Source organism: Pseudomonas sp. xss_2, assembly GCF_043104195.1.
Classification (GTDB): Bacteria; Pseudomonadota; Gammaproteobacteria; order Pseudomonadales; family Pseudomonadaceae; genus Aquipseudomonas; species Aquipseudomonas urmiensis.
In genome coordinates this window covers 1-18,753 of sequence record NZ_JBICKL010000008.1, presented here as the reverse complement: position 1 = coordinate 18,753, position 18,753 = coordinate 1, and the positions used below count along the sequence as shown (strand labels likewise).

Sequence of the window (18,753 nt, the reverse complement as noted above, 5' to 3'; positions counted from 1 at the left end):
TGTAGGAGCGGGCTTGCGCCGCGATGGCGCCGGCAAGCGACGTGCTGACGCCATCGCGGGCAAGCCCGCTCCTACAGGAACTGTGGGCTATTTATCCAGCTCGGCCTGCGCCTGTTTCAGTTCGGCTTCAGATTCCGCCAGCTTGCTCTGGCGCTTGGCAATCTTGCCTGGGTCGCCCTTGGCTTGCGCCTGTTTGAGGTCCGCCTGGCGCTCTTCAACCTCTGCCTTGGCCTTGTCGATTTTTGCTTGGCGCTCCGCGCGCAAGCCTTCATCGGTACAGTGCTCGGTATTCTCTTTCAGTGCTTTTTGCAGCCCGCGCACTTCGCCGGAGTTCTGCCGGGATTGGGCTTGCTGCAGTTGCTGCTCGATGGCATCACGTTTGGCCGCGCAGCCGGTCAGGCCGGGGCTGAGGATCTGCGCGGCTTGCAACGAGCCCGCGGGCAAAGCTAAGGCACTCAGCAAGGCCAGGGTAGACAGCCGTTTCATGGGGGGCCTCCTTTACAGGGTAATGGCAACAAAAAGTGTAAGGGCATAGTGCGCTCAACGCTTTGCTCCGGGAACCCAGTAACGGCAAATATGGCCCCTTTTCAGACGGCTCCTACAGCTTTAGTGGCATCGATTGATTGAAATCAACGCTCCAGTTCGTCCAGCGCGCTCTGCAGTTCTTTCTTCGATTCGGCGAGCTTGTCTTTGCGCTTGTTGATCTTCTCGGCATCGCCTTTCTTCATCGCCTTGTCCAGGTCCTTGGTGCGCTGGTTCACTTCATGGCGGGCATCGAGCACCTTCTGCTCGCGCTCTTTGCGCAGGCTGGCGTCGGTGCAGTGCTCGGTGACTTCGCTCAGGGCCTTCTCCAGACCGGCCTGCTGAGCACTGTTGCCGTGGGCGCGGGCCTGTTCGATCTGTTCGCTGATGGCCTGACGCTTGGCTGCGCAACCGGTCAGCCCGGGCTGCTGCTCGGCAGCCAGCGCAGAATGGGCGGACAGGCAGAACACGGCGGACAGGGCGAGGGACGAGAGCAGTTTCATCAGGGACTCCATTCGAAGGCAGGGCAACGGAAAATGAAATGCTGCCCTGAACCGGCGAAATTAGAAACCCTTGATTGCGTGCAGGCGCAATTGCGCGGCCAGTATCTGCACGTCGTCATGCTGGAAGAAAGCGCGCAGTTGCTCGGCCCGACGGCGGCCGATGCCGGGTTGCGCCAACCATTGCTCGGTATTTCTGGCGGCCAGGGTCGACCAGTCGGAACCCAGATCGAGGTCCTTGGGCGCCGGTACACCGATGGCGCGTAACCAGCGTTGGAAGGGTTGTTGACGGGCTTGCTCGAAGGCCTGCAGCAATTGCTCGGCGCGTTTCTCGCCAATCCCAGGGGTGCGCAGCAAGTCGGCGCGCGTCAGGTTCAGCCAGTCGTCCAGGTTGCCGACCGCAGCGCTGTCGACCAATTGCGCCCAGGTCGATGAGCCCAGCTTTGCCATGGCTAAGCCCTGCTTGCCGCTTAGCCAGTTCAAGCGGGCGATAAATTGCTGCCTGCAGCTGTCGCTGTCTTGCCAGCAACTGAGGGGGTGATGCTCGGAAGGCACCGGCGCAGCCACAGGCTCACGATGCAAACTGCGATGCACTACGCTGTCCAGGCGGGGGATGGTCAGCCCCGCCAGGCTCACGGCCACTTGGTCGCCGCGGCGTATGTCCAGCGCTTGCCAGCGCGCGAGTGATCCCAGGCTGACCAGGCTGATTCGGCGATCATCCAGGGTCAGCGGCTCAAGGTGCAGCATGGGGGTAATTCGGCCTGTCCTGCCGACCCTGAAGCGAACGTCTCGGACCTCAGCCAGCGCTTGCCTGAACGGGTACTTCCACGCTGCGATCCAGTACGGCGGCTTGGCCCGCCAGCGCTCAGCCGGTGGGCGACTGTCCAGACGCAAGATCACCCCGTCGGTGGCGAACGGCAGCGGCGTGCGGTACCAGCGCTGGCGCCAATCAGCGGCCTGCTCGTAGGTGCTGATGGCCACGCTGTAGCGCTGGCTGTCGGCAAAACCCAGTTCTGCCAGCTTGGCCAAGCGTTCGGCCTGGCTGGCGGGGCCTTGCGGCCAGTCCCAGACGAACAGCCCGATATTCTGCCCTTGCTCGGCATTGATCTGCTTGCGTGCCAGCAACCCGGCGACAATCCCTCGGGCATTGAGCCCGCCAGCACTCGCTTGTACATGCTTATCCAGCGCCCAGTACAGCTCGCCTTGCAAAACCATATCGAGCGGCTGTGGCAGTTGCCGAGTCAGGCCGCCTAGCGCAGGGATATGCCGGCTCCAGTCGTGGCCATGGATGCCATCGCCCCGGCTGAGCAATTGCCTCAGGCGGCCTTGGCGAAAGACTAGCGATACCGCGACGCCATCGACCTTGGGCTGAATCCAGATGCCCTGCTTGCCACGCATCCAGCCAGCGACCGCCTGCTCGTTGGCCAGCTTTTCGACGCCGGTGTGCGCGACAGGGTGGGGAATCTGGCCGCGAGCGCTGGCCAGCGGGTGGTCGACGGTGTTGAGCGAAAAGCACCTTTGTAGCCAGTGAAGGCGCTGCCGACTCTGGTCGTACAGTTCATCCGCCACCAGCGAAATGCCGTGGCGATGGTAGTGCTCATCCCATTTGGCCAGTGTGGCTTGCAGCTGCGCACTTTCTTGTCGCCCTCGTTCAGCGGACCAGGCAGGGCAGTCGGCAGCGACGGCTGTGGATAAGTAAGCGCTAGCTAAAAAACCAACGAGCAGCTTGAGCGACATGGCCAGCATCCTTGCATGGCGGTGTGGAATGCTCAGCCTAGGCAGGCGACAGCGGGTTTGCAGGGCGCAGTTGTCAGCCCATATGTCACAAAAAAGCCCCTGCCGATTACGCGGCAGGGGCTTTCGTCTGTAGCTGTAGGAAGCTTACAGGCCGGCAGCGTCACGCAGCGCCTGGGCGCGATCGGTACGCTCCCAGGTGAAGGTGGTGAAGGTGTCGTCGCCGACAGTCTTCTGCTGCGGAGTACGGCCGAAGTGGCCATACGCTGCGGTCTCCTGGTACATCGGGTGCAGCAGGTCGAGCATGGTGGTGATGGCGTACGGACGCAGGTCGAAGCACTCACGCACCAGCTGGACGATCTTGTCGTCGGAGATCTTGCCGGTGCCGAAGGTGTTCAGCGAGATCGAGGTAGGCTGCGCCACGCCGATGGCGTAGGAGACCTGGATTTCGCAGCGCTCGGCCAGGCCAGCGGCGACGATGTTCTTGGCTACGTAGCGGCCAGCGTAGGCTGCCGAGCGGTCGACCTTGGATGGGTCTTTACCGGAGAACGCGCCGCCGCCGTGACGGGCCATGCCGCCGTAGGAGTCGACGATGATCTTGCGACCGGTCAGGCCGCAGTCACCCACTGGGCCGCCAATGATGAACTGGCCAGTCGGGTTGATGTGGAACTGGGTGTCCTTGTGCAGCAGCTCGGCAGGCAGGGTGTGCTTGACGATCAGCTCCATCACCGCTTCCTGGAGGTCTTTTTGCGACACTTCAGGGTTGTGCTGGGTCGACAGGACGACGGCATCGATACCGACTACCTTGCCGCCTTCATAACGGCAGGTGACCTGCGACTTGGCATCCGGACGCAGCCACGGCAGCAGGCCGGACTTGCGTGCTTCGGCCTGGCGCTCGACCAGACGGTGCGAGAAGCAGATCGGCGCTGGCATCAGCACGTCGGTTTCGTTGCTGGCATAGCCGAACATCAGGCCCTGGTCGCCAGCGCCCTGATCTTCTGGCTTGCTGCGGTCAACGCCTTGGGCGATGTCCACCGACTGCTTGCCGATGATGTTCATCACTGCGCAGGTAGCGCCGTCGAAGCCGACGTCGGAGCTGTCGTAGCCGATGTCGATGATGACTTTACGGACGATTTCTTCCAGGTCGACCCAGGCCGACGTGGTGACTTCGCCGGCGATGATGGCGACACCGGTCTTGACCAGGGTTTCGCACGCGACACGGGCGAATTTGTCCTGGGTGATGATGGCGTCCAGGACCGCGTCCGAAATCTGGTCGGCGATCTTGTCCGGATGCCCTTCGGACACGGACTCGGAGGTGAAAAGGGAGTATTCGCTCATCTCGACGGGTTCCTAAAATTTACCGAATGGTGAGTGTCGCCAGCCGTCCGCTGGAAATGTCGGACCTGGATCTGGAAACCGTTACGCAAGCCCACATAGAGGCTGTCCCCGGGTAGCAGCCCGGCAGCATGGGCCCACTGGGCCAGGTCGTCCTGCTCGAAGCCAAGCCATAGGTCGCCGCAAGCATCGCGTGCCCAACCCTGGTCATGGCTGCACAGCTCGGTGACCAACAGGCTGCCGCCTGCCTTCACCCGTTTGGCCAACTGGCGCAAGGCCAGGGCCGGGTCGCTGAAATGGTGCAAGACCATGTTCAGCACGACGCAGTCGGCTTCCACATCCGTTGCACCCAGTGCATCGGCCAACTGCAGATTTACATTACCCAGGCCTTCACGTTCGCAGACCTGGCGGGCCAGCTCGAGCATGGTCGAGCTGTTGTCCATGGCGGTGACCTGGGCGAAGCGGCGAGCCAGGTCAGGCAGGAAGCCGCCGTCACCGGGGCCGACTTCCAAGGCGCTGGCGGCAGGCCCGAAGCTCAGCTTGTCGAGCAGCGCCAACAGGCTTTCGCGGTACTGCGGCAGACCGGCGATCAGGTCTTGCTGGGCGCGAAACTTCTCTTCTACACGCAGGAAAAAGTCCTGGCTGGTGGCCGCGCGGCGCTGCTGTACTTGGGCGATGCGCGCTTGCACATCCTCCGGCAGGGCCAGGTCGTCGACTTCTTCGAGCAGGGCGCTGTGCAAGCGCCCGCCCGGACGCAGGCTGTCAGGCAGGGCGCGGCGGTAGAAGATCGCATTGCCTTCGCGGCGGGTGGCGACCAGGTCGGCCTGGGCCAATACCTTCAAGTGGTGGCTCATGCCCGATTGGCCGATGTCGAAGATCTGCGCCAACTCCAGCACGCCGAACGAGTCGCTGGCCAAGGCGCGCAACACATTCAGGCGTAGCTCATCGCCACTGGCTTTGCACAAGGCAGCCAATGCGTCGCTTCGCTGAATAGGGATGGGTTGGGCGCGTAGGTTCATAGCGCGGCAGTCTAGACAGGCATCGTTGCCCTCGCAATAGCAATATCAAAAAGTTTTGATATTGCAAGACGTACGGTTTGCTGGTCGTGCGAGCGGCGGGTACAGAGAGTGGGATGGTGAGCGCGTGGGAGCGGGCTTGCCCCGCGATGGCGTCCGTGCGTTAACCATCGCCATCGCGGGGCAAGCCCGCTCCCACGCAGAACAGGCTCCCACGCAGAACAGGCTTGCTGAAAATGCTCCGCAGCGTGTGCCCGGTATCGGTTTGCACCAGCGTTTTTCATGAATTGCCCCCTAAACACAGGAAAAATACCCAACTGCGACCATCCGTCATTGCCCCCAGGCCGCCTGTGGGGGAAAATGGCCGCCTTTTTGCGTTCCACTACTTATTCAAAGCCCCAGGAGACTTAGCGATGCCCAGCCGTCGTGATCGTGCCAACGCCATTCGTGCCCTCAGCATGGATGCCGTGCAAAAGGCCAACAGCGGCCACCCAGGTGCCCCTATGGGCATGGCGGATATCGCCGAAGTGCTTTGGCGCGACTACCTGAAGCACAACCCGAGCAACCCGAGCTTCGCTGACCGTGACCGCTTCGTGCTGTCCAACGGCCACGGCTCGATGCTGATCTATTCGCTGCTGCACCTGACCGGCTATGACGTCACCATCGACGACCTCAAGTCGTTCCGCCAGCTGCACAGCCGCACCCCAGGCCACCCGGAGTTCGGCTACACCCCAGGTGTCGAAACCACCACCGGCCCGCTGGGCCAAGGCCTGGCCAACGCCGTAGGCTTCGCCCTCGCCGAGAAAGTGCTGGCTGCCCAGTTCAACCGTGAAGGCCACAACATCGTCGACCACAACACCTACGTGTTCCTGGGTGACGGCTGCATGATGGAAGGCATTTCCCACGAAGTCGCTTCGCTGGCCGGTACCCTGGGCCTGAACAAGCTGGTCGCCTTCTACGACGACAACGGCATCTCCATCGACGGTGAAGTGCACGGCTGGTTCACCGACAACACCCCAGCGCGTTTCGAAGCCTACAACTGGCAGGTCATCCGTAACGTCAACGGTCACGATGCCGACGAAATCAAGATGGCCATCGACACCGCTCGCAAGAGCGACCGTCCGACCCTGATCTGCTGCAAGACCATCATTGGTTTCGGCTCGCCGAACAAGCAGGGCAAGGAAGATTGCCACGGTGCGCCGCTGGGCAACGACGAAATCGCCCTGGCCCGCAAAGAACTGAACTGGAACCACGGCCCGTTCGAAATCCCTGCCGACATTGCTGCCGAGTGGGATGCCAAGGCCGCCGGTGCCAAGGTCGAAGCCGAATGGAACCAGCGCTTCGACGCTTACGCCGCCGCCTTCCCGGAGCTGGCCAGCGAGCTCAAGCGTCGCCTGAGCGGTGATCTGCCAGCTGACTTCTCGGAAAAGGCCGCTGCCTACATCGCCGAAGTCGCAGCCAAGGGTGAAACCATTGCCAGCCGCAAGGCCAGCCAGAATGCCCTGAACGCCTTCGGCCCCCTGCTGCCTGAGTTCCTCGGCGGCTCGGCTGACCTGGCCGGCTCCAACCTGACCCTGTGGAAAGGTTGCAAGGGTGTCGAGGCCAATGACGCCAGCGGCAACTACGTGTTCTACGGCGTGCGTGAATTCGGCATGACCGCGATCATGAACGGCGTTGCCCTGCACGGCGGCCTGGTGCCTTACGGCGCGACCTTCCTGATGTTCATGGAATATGCCCGTAACGCAGTGCGCATGTCGGCGCTGATGAAACAGCGCGTGATCCACGTCTACACCCACGACTCCATCGGCCTGGGCGAAGACGGCCCGACTCACCAGCCGATCGAGCAACTGACCAGCCTGCGCAGCACGCCGAACCTGGACACTTGGCGCCCAGCCGATGCGGTCGAGTCGGCCGTCTCCTGGAAAGCCGCACTGGAGCGCAAGGACGGCCCATCGGCGCTGATCTTCTCCCGCCAGAACCTGCAACATCAGGACCGCGATGCCCAGCAGATCGCCGACATCGCCCGTGGTGGCTATGTGCTCAAGGACTGCGCAGGCGAGCCTGAGCTGATCCTGATCGCCACCGGTTCCGAAGTGGGCCTGGCGGTGCAGGCGTTCGCCAAGCTGACCGAGCAGGGCCGCAAGGTGCGCGTCGTTTCGATGCCAAGCACCAGCGTGTTCGACGCCCAGGACGCTGGCTACAAGCAATCGGTACTGCCGCTGCAAGTCGGTGCCCGCATCGCCATCGAAGCTGCCCACGCCGACTTCTGGCACAAGTACGTAGGCCTGGAAGGCCGCGTCATCGGCATGACCACCTACGGCGAATCGGCTCCGGCCTCGGCGCTGTTCGAGGAGTTCGGCTTCACCTTGGAAAACATCCTGGGTACTGCTGAAGAGCTGCTGGAAGACTGATGTAAAGTCTGGGGGCTTTGCCGCCCCCTTCAATCGCGGGGCAAGCCCGCTCCCACGCCAGCTCGCGAATACTGGCTGGCGTGGGAGCGGGCTTGCCCCGCGATGGTCATACAACGCTTTCGATACGTGAGCCCGGCATGCCGCATCCGCGTCCCTACAAAGTTGCACTCAACGGTTACGGCCGCATCGGCCGCTGTGTCCTGCGCGCACTGGTCGAGCGAGGGGCGAAGGCGGGCTTCGAGATCGTTGCACTGAACGATCTGGCCGATCAGGCCAGCCTGGAATACCTGACACGCTTCGACTCCACCCACGGGCGCTTCCCCGGTGAGGTGAAGGTCGACGGCGATTGCCTGCATATCAATGGCGACTGCGTGCAGGTTTTGCGCAGTGCCACCCCTGAAGGGATCGACTGGTCCGCCCTGGACGTCGACCTGGTGCTCGAATGCACCGGCGCCTACAACACCCGCGCCGACGGCCAGCGCTTCCTCGATGCCGGCGCGCCACGGGTGCTGTTCTCGCAACCGATGGCCAGCGAGGCGGATGTCGATGCCACGGTGGTCTATGGGATCAACCAGGATTGCCTGACCGGCGCCGAGCGGCTGGTGTCCAACGCCTCCTGCACCACCAACTGCGGCGTGCCGCTGCTGCGCGTGCTGGACCAGGCCTTTGGCATCGAGTACGTGCAGATCACCACGATTCACTCGGCGATGAACGACCAGCCGGTGATCGACGCCTATCACCACGAAGACCTGCGCCGCACCCGCTCGGCATTCCAGTCGGTAATTCCGGTGTCTACTGGCCTGGCCCGTGGCATCGAGCGCCTGCTGCCGGAACTTGCCGGGCGAATTCAGGCCAAAGCGGTACGCGTGCCGACCGTCAACGTGTCGTGCCTGGACATCACCTTGCAGACCGCTCGCGATACGACTGCGGCCGAGGTCAACCGGGTGCTGCGCGACGCCGCCTTGAGCGGCCCGTTGCAGGGGCTTCTGGCCTACACCGAGCTGCCGCACGCCAGCTGTGATTTCAACCATGACCCGCATTCGGCCATCGTCGATGCCAGCCAGACCCGCGTTTCCGGCCCCCGCCTGGTGAACCTTCTGGCCTGGTTCGACAACGAATGGGGGTTCGCCAACCGTATGCTCGACGTTGCTGACCACTATCTGCACGTCGTCCACCAAACCCGCACCAAACAGCCCTGAAGGACTGCATTCATGACCGTGTTGAAGATGACCGACCTCGACCTGCAAGGTAAGCGCGTACTGATCCGCGAAGACCTCAACGTGCCTGTGAAGGACGGTGTGGTAGCCAGCGATGCGCGTATCCTGGCTGCGCTGCCGACCATCAAGCTGGCCCTGGAAAAAGGCGCCGCGGTAATGGTCTGCTCGCACTTGGGTCGTCCGACCGAGGGCGAGTTCTCCGCCGAGAACAGCCTCAAGCCAGTCGCCGATTACCTGAGCAAGGCCCTCGGCCGCGAAGTGCCGCTGGTTGCCGACTACCTGGACGGCGTCCAGGTCCAGGCCGGCGAGCTGGTGCTGTTCGAGAACGTGCGCTTCAACAAAGGCGAGAAGAAGAACGCCGACGAGCTGGCGCAGAAGTACGCCGCCCTGTGCGACGTGTTCGTCATGGACGCCTTCGGTACCGCCCACCGCGCCGAGGGTTCGACCCATGGCGTGGCCAAGTTCGCCAAAGTCGCTGCTGCCGGTCCGCTGCTGGCAGCCGAGCTGGACGCCCTGGGCAAGGCCCTGAAAGCCCCGGCCAAGCCGATGGCAGCCATCGTCGCCGGCTCCAAGGTGTCGACCAAGCTCGACGTGCTCAACAGCTTGAGCAACGTCTGCGACCTGCTGATCGTCGGTGGCGGTATCGCCAACACCTTCCTCGCCGCAGCTGGCCACAAGGTTGGCAAGTCGCTGTACGAGCCTGACCTGGTCGACACCGCCAAGGCCATTGCGGCCAAGGTCAATGTGCCGCTGCCGGTGGACGTGGTGGTTGCCAAGGAGTTCGCCGAGAGCGCCCAGGCCACCGTCAAGCTCATCACTGAAGTCGCTGACGACGACATGATCCTGGACATCGGCCCGCAAACCGCCGAACAGTTCGCTGAGTTGCTCAAGACCTCCAAGACCATCCTGTGGAACGGTCCGGTCGGCGTGTTCGAGTTCGACCAGTTCGGCAACGGCACCAAAGTGCTGGCCAAGGCCATTGCCGATAGCGCGGCATTCTCCATCGCGGGCGGTGGCGATACCCTGGCAGCCATCGATAAATATGGCGTTGGCGGCGATATCTCCTACATTTCTACCGGTGGCGGTGCGTTCCTCGAATTCGTCGAGGGCAAGGTTTTGCCCGCCGTTGCGATCCTGGAAGAGCGGGCCAAGGCCTGAGCATGAAGGCGCGCGGCAAAGGGAGCGACCGAATGGTCAAGCAATTGCCTGTGATGATCGTGGCGGGACTGCTGAGCGCTTGCTCCAGCGGTCCGGCTGCGGACGCCGAACCGTCGCAGTCGCCCCAGGGCGGCTGCTATCAGTCCCAGTGGCAGGCGGAAACGGTGCCGGTAATCAACAAGCGCCTGGGCCCGGATGGCCTGGAAAAGTACGACGACGAGCACCAGCGCAAGGCGCCGGGTTGCCCTTGATCGGGTGACGAGCAACCAACTGGACCTTTCGTGGTCTTGGACAAAGGGGCCGCGGTGCGGCCCTTTGCGGGCACAGCGCTGACCTGTAGGAGCGGGCTTGCCCGCGAAGGGCTGCACACCAGCCCCAATTCGAGGAAACTGAATGAAAGCGCTCATGGCCTTTGCGGCCCTGGCGACACTGGCAGGATGCTCACTGCTGCAGCCGGCGCAACCCGCCCCGGCAGACAACTGGACCCGCTGGGTCTGCGATACCCAGACCGAGGTGCTCTGGCGCTTTGCCGACGCAACCCAGGATTCGGTCGACGTACGCCTCGGCGGCGGCGACCAGGTCTACCGGCTCAAGTCCGAGCCGGGCGCCTCTGGCGCGCTATACAGCGACGGCGTGCTGGCCCTGCACACCAAAGGCGATGAAGGCCTGGTGTACTGGGTGGCAACCAACGATCTGATTGGGCGGGGCTGCAAGGCACCGTGACTGGCCGGGCCGCCATGGTGGCCCACACTACTTGAACAGCAACCGCCCCTGCGGCAGGCTTGCACGAAACAACGACGCTTGTCGGGAGAGAGATACACAATGGCACTCATTAGCATGCGCCAGATGCTGGACCACGCCGCCGAGTTCGGCTACGGCGTTCCAGCTTTCAACGTCAACAACCTCGAGCAGATGCGCGCCATCATGGAAGCCGCCGACAAGACCGACTCTCCGGTCATCGTGCAGGCCTCGGCCGGTGCTCGCAAATACGCAGGTGCGCCGTTCCTGCGCCACCTGATCCTGGCCGCGATCGAAGAGTTCCCGCACATCCCGGTGTGCATGCACCAAGACCACGGCACCAGCCCGGACGTCTGCCAGCGCTCGATCCAACTGGGCTTCAGCTCGGTAATGATGGACGGCTCGCTCGGCGAAGACGGCAAGACCCCGACCGACTACGAGTACAACGTGCGCGTCACTCAGCAGACCGTCGCCATGGCGCATGCCTGCGGCGTTTCGGTTGAAGGCGAGCTGGGCTGCCTGGGTTCGCTGGAAACCGGCATGGCCGGTGAAGAAGACGGTATCGGCGCCGAAGGCGTTCTGGATCACAGCCAGATGCTGACCGACCCAGAAGAAGCCGCCGACTTCGTCAAGAAGACCCAGGTCGATGCCCTGGCCATCGCCATCGGCACCAGCCACGGCGCCTACAAGTTCACCAAGCCACCTACCGGTGACGTACTGGCGATCGACCGCATCAAGGAAATCCACAAGCGCATCCCTAACACTCACCTGGTGATGCACGGTTCTTCCTCGGTACCGCAAGAGTGGCTGGCGATCATCAACCAGTATGGCGGCGACATCAAAGAAACCTACGGCGTACCGGTTGAAGAAATCGTCGAAGGCATCAAGTACGGCGTGCGCAAGGTCAACATCGATACCGACCTGCGTCTGGCCTCGACCGGTGCCATGCGTCGCCTGATGGCGACCAACCCGAGCGAATTCGACCCACGCAAGTTCTTCGGCGAAACCGTCAAAGCCATGCGCGACGTCTGCATCGCCCGTTACGAAGCCTTCGGCACTGCCGGTAATGCCTCCAAGATCAAACCGATCTCCCTGGAAGGCATGTACCAGCGTTACCTGAAAGGCGAGCTGGCTGCCAAGGTCAACTGATCCGCACCCGTGCAGGAAAAACCCGCAGAAATGCGGGTTTTTTTATGGCTGCTATTTAGCGCCATCGTGGAACAAGACCGGGCACGACCGTTAGTCGGTTTGGGCGAAGATATCCGACTGATAGCGTTCTGATTGCATTGCACCCGGCCAACCCCCGACTAGAGTAGTTAATCGGATCCAATTGGTAGTGGCAGTCGCGCTTACAAGAGAAGCAGCATGGATGAAGCTCAACCCAATGCCCCGGATGGCCGATCCGTTCTGCTGGTTGTCGACGATTACCCGGAGAACCTGATCAGCATGCGGGCGCTGTTGGCCAGGCAAGACTGGCAGGTGCTCACGGCAAGCTCGGGGATGGAAGCCTTGAGCGCATTGCTGCAGCATGACGTGGACCTGGTCCTGCTGGATGTGCAAATGCCCGAAATGGACGGTTTCGAGGTGGCCCGGCTGATGCGCGGCAGCCAGCGAACCCGGCTGACGCCAATTATCTTCCTGACCGCCAACGAGCAGTCGCAAGCCGCGGTGCTCAAGGGCTATGCCGCAGGTGCGGTGGATTACCTGTTCAAACCCTTCGATCCGCAGATCCTCAAGCCCAAGGTGCAGGCATTGCTGGAGCAGCAGCGCAACCGGCGCATGCTGCAACGTCTGACCCGCGAGCTGGAAACGGCCAGGGCGTTCAATGCATCGATCCTGGAAAACGCGGCCGAAGGCATTTTGGTAGTGGATGAGGCTGGCACCATCGGCTTTGCCAACCCGGCCATCTCGCGCTTGCTCGAAACCCCTGTGGATAAATTGCAAGGCGCGCATGTGCTCGACCTGGTGCAATTGGTAACGGCCTGCCTGTGGCGCGAGTCGGAGTTTTATCAGGCGTATTTGGCCCGGCAGATCTTCCGCGTGCATGACGCCCAGTTGCGTACCCTCGGCGGCCAGTTGGTGCCGGTGGCGCTGTCCTGCGCACCCTTGCCGGCGGAGCAGCGCGCCATGGTGGTGACGGTGCTGGACATGTCGGTGGTACGCAGCCTGCACCAGCAACTGGAATACCAGGCGGTCACCGATCCGCTCACCGGCCTGCTCAATCGCCGCGGCTTCTATCAGGCCGCCGAGGGCGCGCTGCTGCGCAGTGAGCGCTCGGACAAAGCCCAGGCATTGATGTACATGGACCTGGATGGTTTCAAGCGGATCAACGACTCACTCGGTCATGAGGCCGGCGATGAGGTGCTGCGTTGGGTCGGCGAACAACTCAAGGACTGCCTGGGCAGCGAGGCCTTGCTGGCGCGCATGGGCGGTGATGAATTCACCGCGTTGTTCGATGGCTTGCCCTATCCGGAGCGGGCCGGGCGGTTTGCCGAGCAGGTGATCGAGCGCCTGTCGATTTCCCATCAGGTCGAGGGCGTGGATGTCTGCCTTGGCGTCAGCATCGGCATCGCCACCTACCCCGATTGCGGCGGCACGGTCGAAGGCTTGATCCGCGCGGCCGACACCGCGATGTACGCCGCCAAGCAAGCCGGTCGCCAGCAGTACCGCTTCTACGATCAGGAGCTCAACGGGCGGGCCCGGTCCCGCTTGATGCTCGAAGATGGGGTGCGCACGGCCATCGAACAGAAGGACTTCAGCCTGGTGTTCCAGCCCCAGGTGGCGTTCGCTGACGGCACATTGCGCGGCTTCGAGGCGTTGCTGCGCTGGCAGCACCCCAGCGTCGGCGACGTTCCGCCTGCGCTGTTCATTCCCTTGCTCGAGGAAACCCGTCTGATCAGCCGGCTGGCCAGCTGGATCTATGATCAGGGCGCCGCTCAGCGCCAAGCCTGGAATGAGCACTTCGCGCCTGACCTGGTGCTCAGCATCAGCCTGAGCCGGATTCAGTTCGCCATGCCCAACCTGGTCGACGAGTTGCGCCGGGTAATCGAGGAGCACGGCCTGCAACCTGCGCAGTTGGAGGTCGAGGTGGCGGAAACCTCACTGATCTACAACATCGATGCGGCGATCAAGCAGGTCAAGCGCTTGCACGAGCTGGGCGTACGGGTGGCGCTGGACGACTTTGGCGCGGGTGAGTGTTCGTTGCGCATGGTCCGCGACTTGCCGATCGATACCCTCAAGCTCGACCGTCATCTGGTCAGTCGATTGCCGGACTCGGCGGGTGATGCCGCGCTGGTGCGCAGTGTCATCGGCCTGTGCGCCGACTACGCCATCACGGTGATCGCCGAAGGCGTCGAGACCGCTGCCCAGGCCGCCTGGCTCAAGGCCAATGGCTGTGCCTACGTGCAGGGCTTTTTGGTGGCGCGGCCGATGACCTGCGCCGATGCCAGCGGCTTTCCGGCGATTTTCCCCTGGCCACGGTCATGATTGGCTAGAATCGCCTCTGCTTTCAGCGACCGCCGTGCCATGACCGAATTACGCTACTTGCAAGCCTACCCACCACACCTGCAGGAGCAGGTGCGCCAGATGATTGCCAGCGACCGCCTGGGCGATTACCTGCGCCAGCGCTATCCAGGGCGCCACGAGGTGCAGAACGACAAGGCCTTGTATCTCTATGCCCAAGAGCTCAGGCAGGCCTATCTGCGCAGCGCGCCGAACCTGGATAAAGTGCTGTTCGACAACCGCCTGGACTTGACCCACCGTGCCTTGGGGCTCAATACCGCGGTATCGCGAGTGCAGGGCGGCAAGCTCAAGGCGAAAAAAGAGATCCGCATTGCGGCATTGTTCAAGGACGCCGCGCCGCAGTTCCTGCGCATGATCGTGGTGCACGAGTTGGCCCACCTCAAGGAGCGCGACCACAGCAAGGCCTTCTACCAGCTGTGCCAGCACATGGAGCCGGACTACCATCAACTGGAATTCGACCTGCGCGTCTACCTGACCTACCGGGAGCTGCCGGGCACCACGTAAGGACCACCCAGCATGGATGTAAGCAAGACCAAGAGCAGTTTCTACCGCCGCCTCTACGTGGCCTGGCTGATCGACAGCCAGACCGCGACCAGCGTCCCCGCCTTGATGGAGGCCACCGGCATGCCCCGGCGCACCGCCCAGGACACCATCGCAGCCCTGGCCGACCTGGACATCGTCTGCGAGTTCGAGCAAGAAGCGGGTGCTCGCAACCATGCTGGGCACTACCGCATCCATGACTGGGGTGCGATCGACAAGCAGTGGATCATTCAGCACCTGCGCACAATCCGCCAGGTGTTGGGCTATCCCTGAGCCTCAACGCTGGGCTCAGGCCCTGAGCTCAGCCCCTGCGCATGCCAATGTGAGGGATGCCATCTTCAAGGTACTCGTCTCCCGCCACCTCGAAGCCGTGGCGTGCGTAGTAGCCTTGCAGGTGTGCTTGAGCTGACAGGTAGACCGGCGTGCCTGGCCAGCAGTGCTCGGCACACTCCAGGCCCTTGAGCAGCAATTGGTGGCCAGTGCCGTTGCCCCGAGCGGCAGCTGCGGTCACTACTCGGCCAATGACCACCTCGCCGTCATGCGCCTGCGGGTCGAGCAGGCGCAGATAGGCGACCAGGCGGTTGTCCTGGCAACCCATCAAGTGCAGCGTATCGCCACTCAGGTCGAGCCCGTCGACTTCTTGGTAAGGACAGCGCTGCTCTACCACGAATACTTCTGTGCGCAGCGCGAGGATGTCATACAGCTGTTGCTTGTCGAGGTCGGTATGGTGCTTGCAGATCCACTCGATGGACATTGAGATGCGCTCCTGGGATGGGCTGACGATCATCGCAAATCTGGCGGGCAAGCACGAGAAACCGATGCCGTGGATCAACTGCGGCGCAGTTCGGCCAAAATAGAGGCTATTTGACATTATTGTCGGCTGCGACCGGCTTTCGCCTGTGTGTACTCTGCCAACCTGTAGTGATGAAGCTCCCGCGTGAGCCCCTAATTGCGAAAGGACTTGAGCATGCGGCCACTGCTTTGTGTTGTTGGTTTGCTGGCGCTAATGCTGCTGCCCGTAGCATCGGCGCAGGACAAGCTACGCCTGGTGTCCGACAGCTGGCCGCCCTTCACCGATACCGGCATGCCCGGCGGCGGCCTGGCCACCAGCATCGTCACCACCGCCCTGATGCGTGCGGGATATGCCAGCGAGTTCGAGGAGGTGCCTTGGGCCAGGGCGCTCAAGGGCGTGGCTGATGGTCGCTACGATGTACTGGTGAATGCCTGGTACAACGACTCGCGCGCGCTGATCGGCCAATTTTCCAAAGCCTACCTGACCAATCGGATTCGCCTGCTCAAGCGCCAGGGAGATGCCTTTAGCTACAAGCGCCAGGCCGACCTGTATCCCTACTCGATTGCGGTGGTGCGCGATTATGCCTACTCACCGGATTTCGACAGTGATACCCGCTTGAGCAAAGTGCCTGTGCGTAACTTCTCATCTGCCGTACGCATGCTGGCGGCAGGGCGGGTGAAGTTGGCAGTGGAAGACGAGTATGTGGCCCGCTACAACTTGCAGCGCGAGCCACAGCAGGTGCGCGATGCGGTGAGCTTCGTCGAGCCGCCGCTGGGGGAGAACAGCCTGCATATCCTGGTGAGCCTCAAGCATCCACAGCATCAGCAGATCGTGCAGCGGTTCGAGCGCGCAATCGTGGCGATGAAGGCCGATGGCAGTTATGCCCGGCTGCTACGCCAGCATGGGTTCTGAGGGGGGGCGGTGCAGGCCTGATCGCGGGGCAAGCCCGCTCCCACGAGAACAATTGAGGCCTGAAGGTTGTAAGCCCGCTGCCGTGGGGACAATTGGGCATCCGCCAATCCTCAGGCAGGAGAGCCTTCCTTGATCAAGTGAGCGGCCATGGTCCGCAGCGGCCCGAGCTGGCGACAGATCAACGCCAATTGCGTCTGCACCAGGCGCTGATGCTCATCCAACTCCTCTGGCATTTGCTCCAGTGCATTGGCCAGCGCCTCTTCTTCATCACTGTGGATGGCCACTGGCAGCCGCGCTGCCAGGCCATTGGCGATCTCTTCCAGGCTCTTGGCCAAGCTCTGCCCGGCACCCTCGATCAACTGCTCATGCACCTCGGCCGGCAGCGCCGTATCACGGTGCGCACCCAGCCCGGAGAGGTAGCTGAGCAGGGTGTGTGAGAGCACCAGGAAACGGAAACCGACATCTGCCTCCTTACGGAAATGCCCCGGCTCCATGAGCATGTTGGCCAGGGTGGTCGACAGCGCTGCATCGGCGTTGTGCGCGTTGCGCCGGGCCAGGCGATAGGCCAGGTCGTCACGCTTGCCATGGGCGTATTGCTGCATGATCTGGCGCAGGTAGGCGCTGGCGCAGCTGAGGGTATTGGCCAGCACCTTGTTCAAGCGCCGCCCCTGCCAGTCGGGCAGGAACAGGAACACCGCCAGAATGGCGATCAGGCTGCCGACCAGGGTATCGAACAGGCGCGGCAGGAACAGCCCGTAGCCATCGCCGATCTGGTTGAAGCAGAACAGCACCATCAAGGTAATTGCGGCGGTGGCCAAGGTGTAGCGGGTGGTACGGTTGACGAAGAACACTACGCCCGCCACCACCGCGAACATCGATTGGATGATCGGGTTGGGGAACAGGTCGAACAGCGCCCAGCCCACCGTCAAGCCGATGGCCGTGCCGAAGATCCGTTGCACCAGTTTGCGCCGGGTCGCGCCGTAGTTGGGCTGGCAGACGAACAGCGTGGTGAGGATGATCCAGTAGCCTTGGGTCGGGTGGATCAAGTGCACCATGCCATAGCCGATCGACAACGCCAGCGGCAGGCGCAGGGCGTGGCGGAACAGCAATGAAGTGGGCGTGAGCTGCGTGCGCAGCCGGCTCCAGACATCCTTGAAGGTGCGTGGCGAGCGGTCGAGCAGGCTGCTGTCGCTGGCGTCGGCGAGGCTGTCCGGGTTGCTCGCAGCACCAAGCAGGCGGTCGAGGGTGGCCAGGTTACCGGCCAGCGCGCGCAACGAGCGCAGCAGTCCACGCCAGGCGGGGTTGCTCTGGATGCGCAGGTGTTCGAGCGAGGCGTGCAGGTCTTCCAGCGCTTCGGCAAAGCCGGTGCCGTAGACGAAGGGCTGGCGCAGGCGGATCGATTCGGCCAGCTGCTGGCAGGCCGAGCCTTGCTGGCGTAGCAGGCGTTGGCAACGGAACATCACGTCGCTGTGGAAAAACGCCTCGGCCAGCGCGTTATAGGGATAGTGCGAGGCGCTGACCCGTTCATGAATATCCTGGGCCAGGAAGTACAGCTTGAGGTAGCGACTGACCTTGGAGTTCGGCTGGCTGTTGCCGACCCGGTGCAGAATGATTTCCTTGGCTGCGTTGAGCGCTGCCACCACCTTGCCATTTTGCTGGGCCAGTTCCAGGCGCCGGGCCTCGACTTCGAGGTTACGGATCGGCTCGAACAGGTTGGCCTTGAGCTTGAGGTAGCGGCCCAGCTCGTAGAACAGCTTGGCCAGGCTCTGCTGCACCGGCTGGTTGGAGAACAGCGCCTGCCACAGCACCGAGAGCAGGCCATACCAGGCGGCGCCGGCTACCAGCAGCAAAGGCTCGTGCCAGAAATCGGTGACTTCACCACCGCGCTGGTCCACGCCGATCATGGTGTACACCGACAGAATCAATGTTGCCGAGGCGATTGCCCCGTAGCGCTCGCCCAGGGCGCCGAGCATGGTCAGGCAGAACGCAGCCAGGGCCAGGGAGATGGCGAAAATCCACGGGTAGGGGAAGAGCAGCTCGACTGACAGTGCGGCGATGGCAAAGCACACCAGGGTCACCAGCAGCGCGCTGAGCCGGCCCTGCCAGCCGTCGTCGGTCTCGGCCAGGGCGCTGGCGATGATCCCTAGGAACAGCGGGATCAACAGGTTCATTTCATCCTGGTACCAGCACAGGGCCATGCTGCCGGTGAGGGCGACGGTTACCCGGATGCTGTAGCTGAACTTGTCTTGGCCCCACAGGCGACGCAGAGAATGGCGAAACGAGCTCGATGACATGATGGCCTGCTGGCAGTGATCGAATGAGAACCTGTTCAATGAATGCCATTGCAGCTGGGGT

General features: G+C 62.8%; 17 protein-coding genes. 10 read left to right on the top strand and 7 right to left on the bottom strand.

Going from position 1 to position 18,753, the window contains the following annotated elements; all coding sequences use genetic code 11:
- Positions 1-87 precede the first annotated feature (87 nt).
- The 5 genes from ACF8K2_RS00795 to ACF8K2_RS00775 all read right to left on the bottom strand — a co-directional run bounded on the left by ACF8K2_RS00795 (position 88) and on the right by ACF8K2_RS00775 (position 5,110).
- Positions 88-486, bottom strand: a complete 399-nt coding sequence (locus ACF8K2_RS00795) for a DUF1090 domain-containing protein (protein WP_186557558.1) — start codon at positions 484-486, stop codon at positions 88-90.
- Between the two features lie 143 nt (positions 487-629).
- The gene (locus ACF8K2_RS00790) at positions 630-1,025 is read right to left on the bottom strand and encodes a DUF1090 domain-containing protein (protein WP_186557556.1); all 396 of its coding nucleotides are present in this window, start codon (positions 1,023-1,025) and stop codon (positions 630-632) included.
- 60 nt (positions 1,026-1,085) lie between these two features.
- Entirely contained in the window at positions 1,086-2,759 is a 1,674-nt protein-coding gene (ligB, locus tag ACF8K2_RS00785) for an NAD-dependent DNA ligase LigB (protein WP_392463048.1), read from the bottom strand.
- A 144-nt stretch (positions 2,760-2,903) separates the two neighbouring features.
- A complete protein-coding gene (metK, locus tag ACF8K2_RS00780; RefSeq protein WP_186557554.1) occupies positions 2,904-4,094 on the bottom strand; it encodes a methionine adenosyltransferase in 1,191 nt (396 codons plus the stop codon).
- A complete protein-coding gene (locus ACF8K2_RS00775) occupies positions 4,091-5,110 on the bottom strand; it encodes a metalloregulator ArsR/SmtB family transcription factor (RefSeq protein WP_312154740.1) in 1,020 nt (339 codons plus the stop codon). The genes metK and ACF8K2_RS00775 overlap by 4 nt, the downstream gene beginning before the upstream one ends.
- Before the next feature lie 410 nt (positions 5,111-5,520).
- Here ACF8K2_RS00775 and tkt point away from each other — a divergent pair, with 410 nt between their 5' ends.
- The 9 genes from tkt (at position 5,521) to ACF8K2_RS00730 (ending at position 14,966) form a co-directional block, all read left to right on the top strand.
- Positions 5,521-7,518, top strand: coding sequence for a transketolase (gene tkt / locus ACF8K2_RS00770; RefSeq protein ID WP_392463047.1), 1,998 nt, complete (start codon positions 5,521-5,523; stop codon positions 7,516-7,518).
- Between the two features lie 137 nt (positions 7,519-7,655).
- Positions 7,656-8,717: an erythrose-4-phosphate dehydrogenase gene (gene epd / locus ACF8K2_RS00765; protein ID WP_392463046.1), complete on the top strand. Its 1,062-nt coding sequence runs from the start codon at positions 7,656-7,658 to the stop codon at positions 8,715-8,717.
- Positions 8,718-8,729: 12 nt separating this feature from the next.
- On the top strand, positions 8,730-9,893 hold the full coding sequence (locus tag ACF8K2_RS00760; RefSeq protein ID WP_392463045.1) for a phosphoglycerate kinase: 1,164 nt from the start codon (positions 8,730-8,732) through the stop codon (positions 9,891-9,893).
- A 32-nt stretch (positions 9,894-9,925) separates the two neighbouring features.
- Positions 9,926-10,144 carry a hypothetical protein gene (locus ACF8K2_RS00755; protein ID WP_186557544.1) on the top strand — a complete coding sequence of 73 codons (219 nt, stop codon included), beginning with the start codon at positions 9,926-9,928 and terminating at the stop codon, positions 10,142-10,144.
- Between the two features lie 142 nt (positions 10,145-10,286).
- Complete coding sequence (locus ACF8K2_RS00750; protein WP_186557542.1) at positions 10,287-10,616, top strand: MliC family protein; 330 nt, start codon at positions 10,287-10,289, stop codon at positions 10,614-10,616.
- Between the two features lie 99 nt (positions 10,617-10,715).
- Complete coding sequence (fba, locus tag ACF8K2_RS00745; RefSeq protein WP_012274520.1) at positions 10,716-11,780, top strand: class II fructose-bisphosphate aldolase; 1,065 nt, start codon at positions 10,716-10,718, stop codon at positions 11,778-11,780.
- A 216-nt stretch (positions 11,781-11,996) separates the two neighbouring features.
- A complete protein-coding gene (locus ACF8K2_RS00740) occupies positions 11,997-14,117 on the top strand; it encodes a bifunctional diguanylate cyclase/phosphodiesterase (RefSeq protein ID WP_186557540.1) in 2,121 nt (706 codons plus the stop codon).
- 39 nt (positions 14,118-14,156) lie between these two features.
- Positions 14,157-14,657, top strand: a complete 501-nt coding sequence (locus ACF8K2_RS00735) for a M48 family metallopeptidase (protein ID WP_392463043.1) — start codon at positions 14,157-14,159, stop codon at positions 14,655-14,657.
- A gap of 12 nt (positions 14,658-14,669) precedes the next feature.
- Positions 14,670-14,966, top strand: coding sequence for a helix-turn-helix domain-containing protein (locus tag ACF8K2_RS00730; protein ID WP_186557536.1), 297 nt, complete (start codon positions 14,670-14,672; stop codon positions 14,964-14,966).
- 28 nt (positions 14,967-14,994) lie between these two features.
- Here the strand turns inward: ACF8K2_RS00730 and ACF8K2_RS00725 are convergent, their stop codons facing one another.
- Positions 14,995-15,447 carry a GNAT family N-acetyltransferase gene (locus ACF8K2_RS00725; RefSeq protein ID WP_186557534.1) on the bottom strand — a complete coding sequence of 151 codons (453 nt, stop codon included), beginning with the start codon at positions 15,445-15,447 and terminating at the stop codon, positions 14,995-14,997.
- 213 nt (positions 15,448-15,660) lie between these two features.
- On the opposite strand from ACF8K2_RS00725, the gene ACF8K2_RS00720 reads away from it, so the two are divergent.
- Positions 15,661-16,398 (top strand): ABC transporter substrate-binding protein, encoded by a 738-nt coding sequence (locus tag ACF8K2_RS00720; protein ID WP_186557532.1) that lies wholly within the window; start codon positions 15,661-15,663, stop codon positions 16,396-16,398.
- 110 nt (positions 16,399-16,508) lie between these two features.
- Here the strand turns inward: ACF8K2_RS00720 and yccS are convergent, their stop codons facing one another.
- A complete protein-coding gene (yccS, locus tag ACF8K2_RS00715) occupies positions 16,509-18,692 on the bottom strand; it encodes a YccS family putative transporter (RefSeq protein ID WP_392463041.1) in 2,184 nt (727 codons plus the stop codon).
- Between the last annotated feature and the right edge of the window lie 61 nt (positions 18,693-18,753).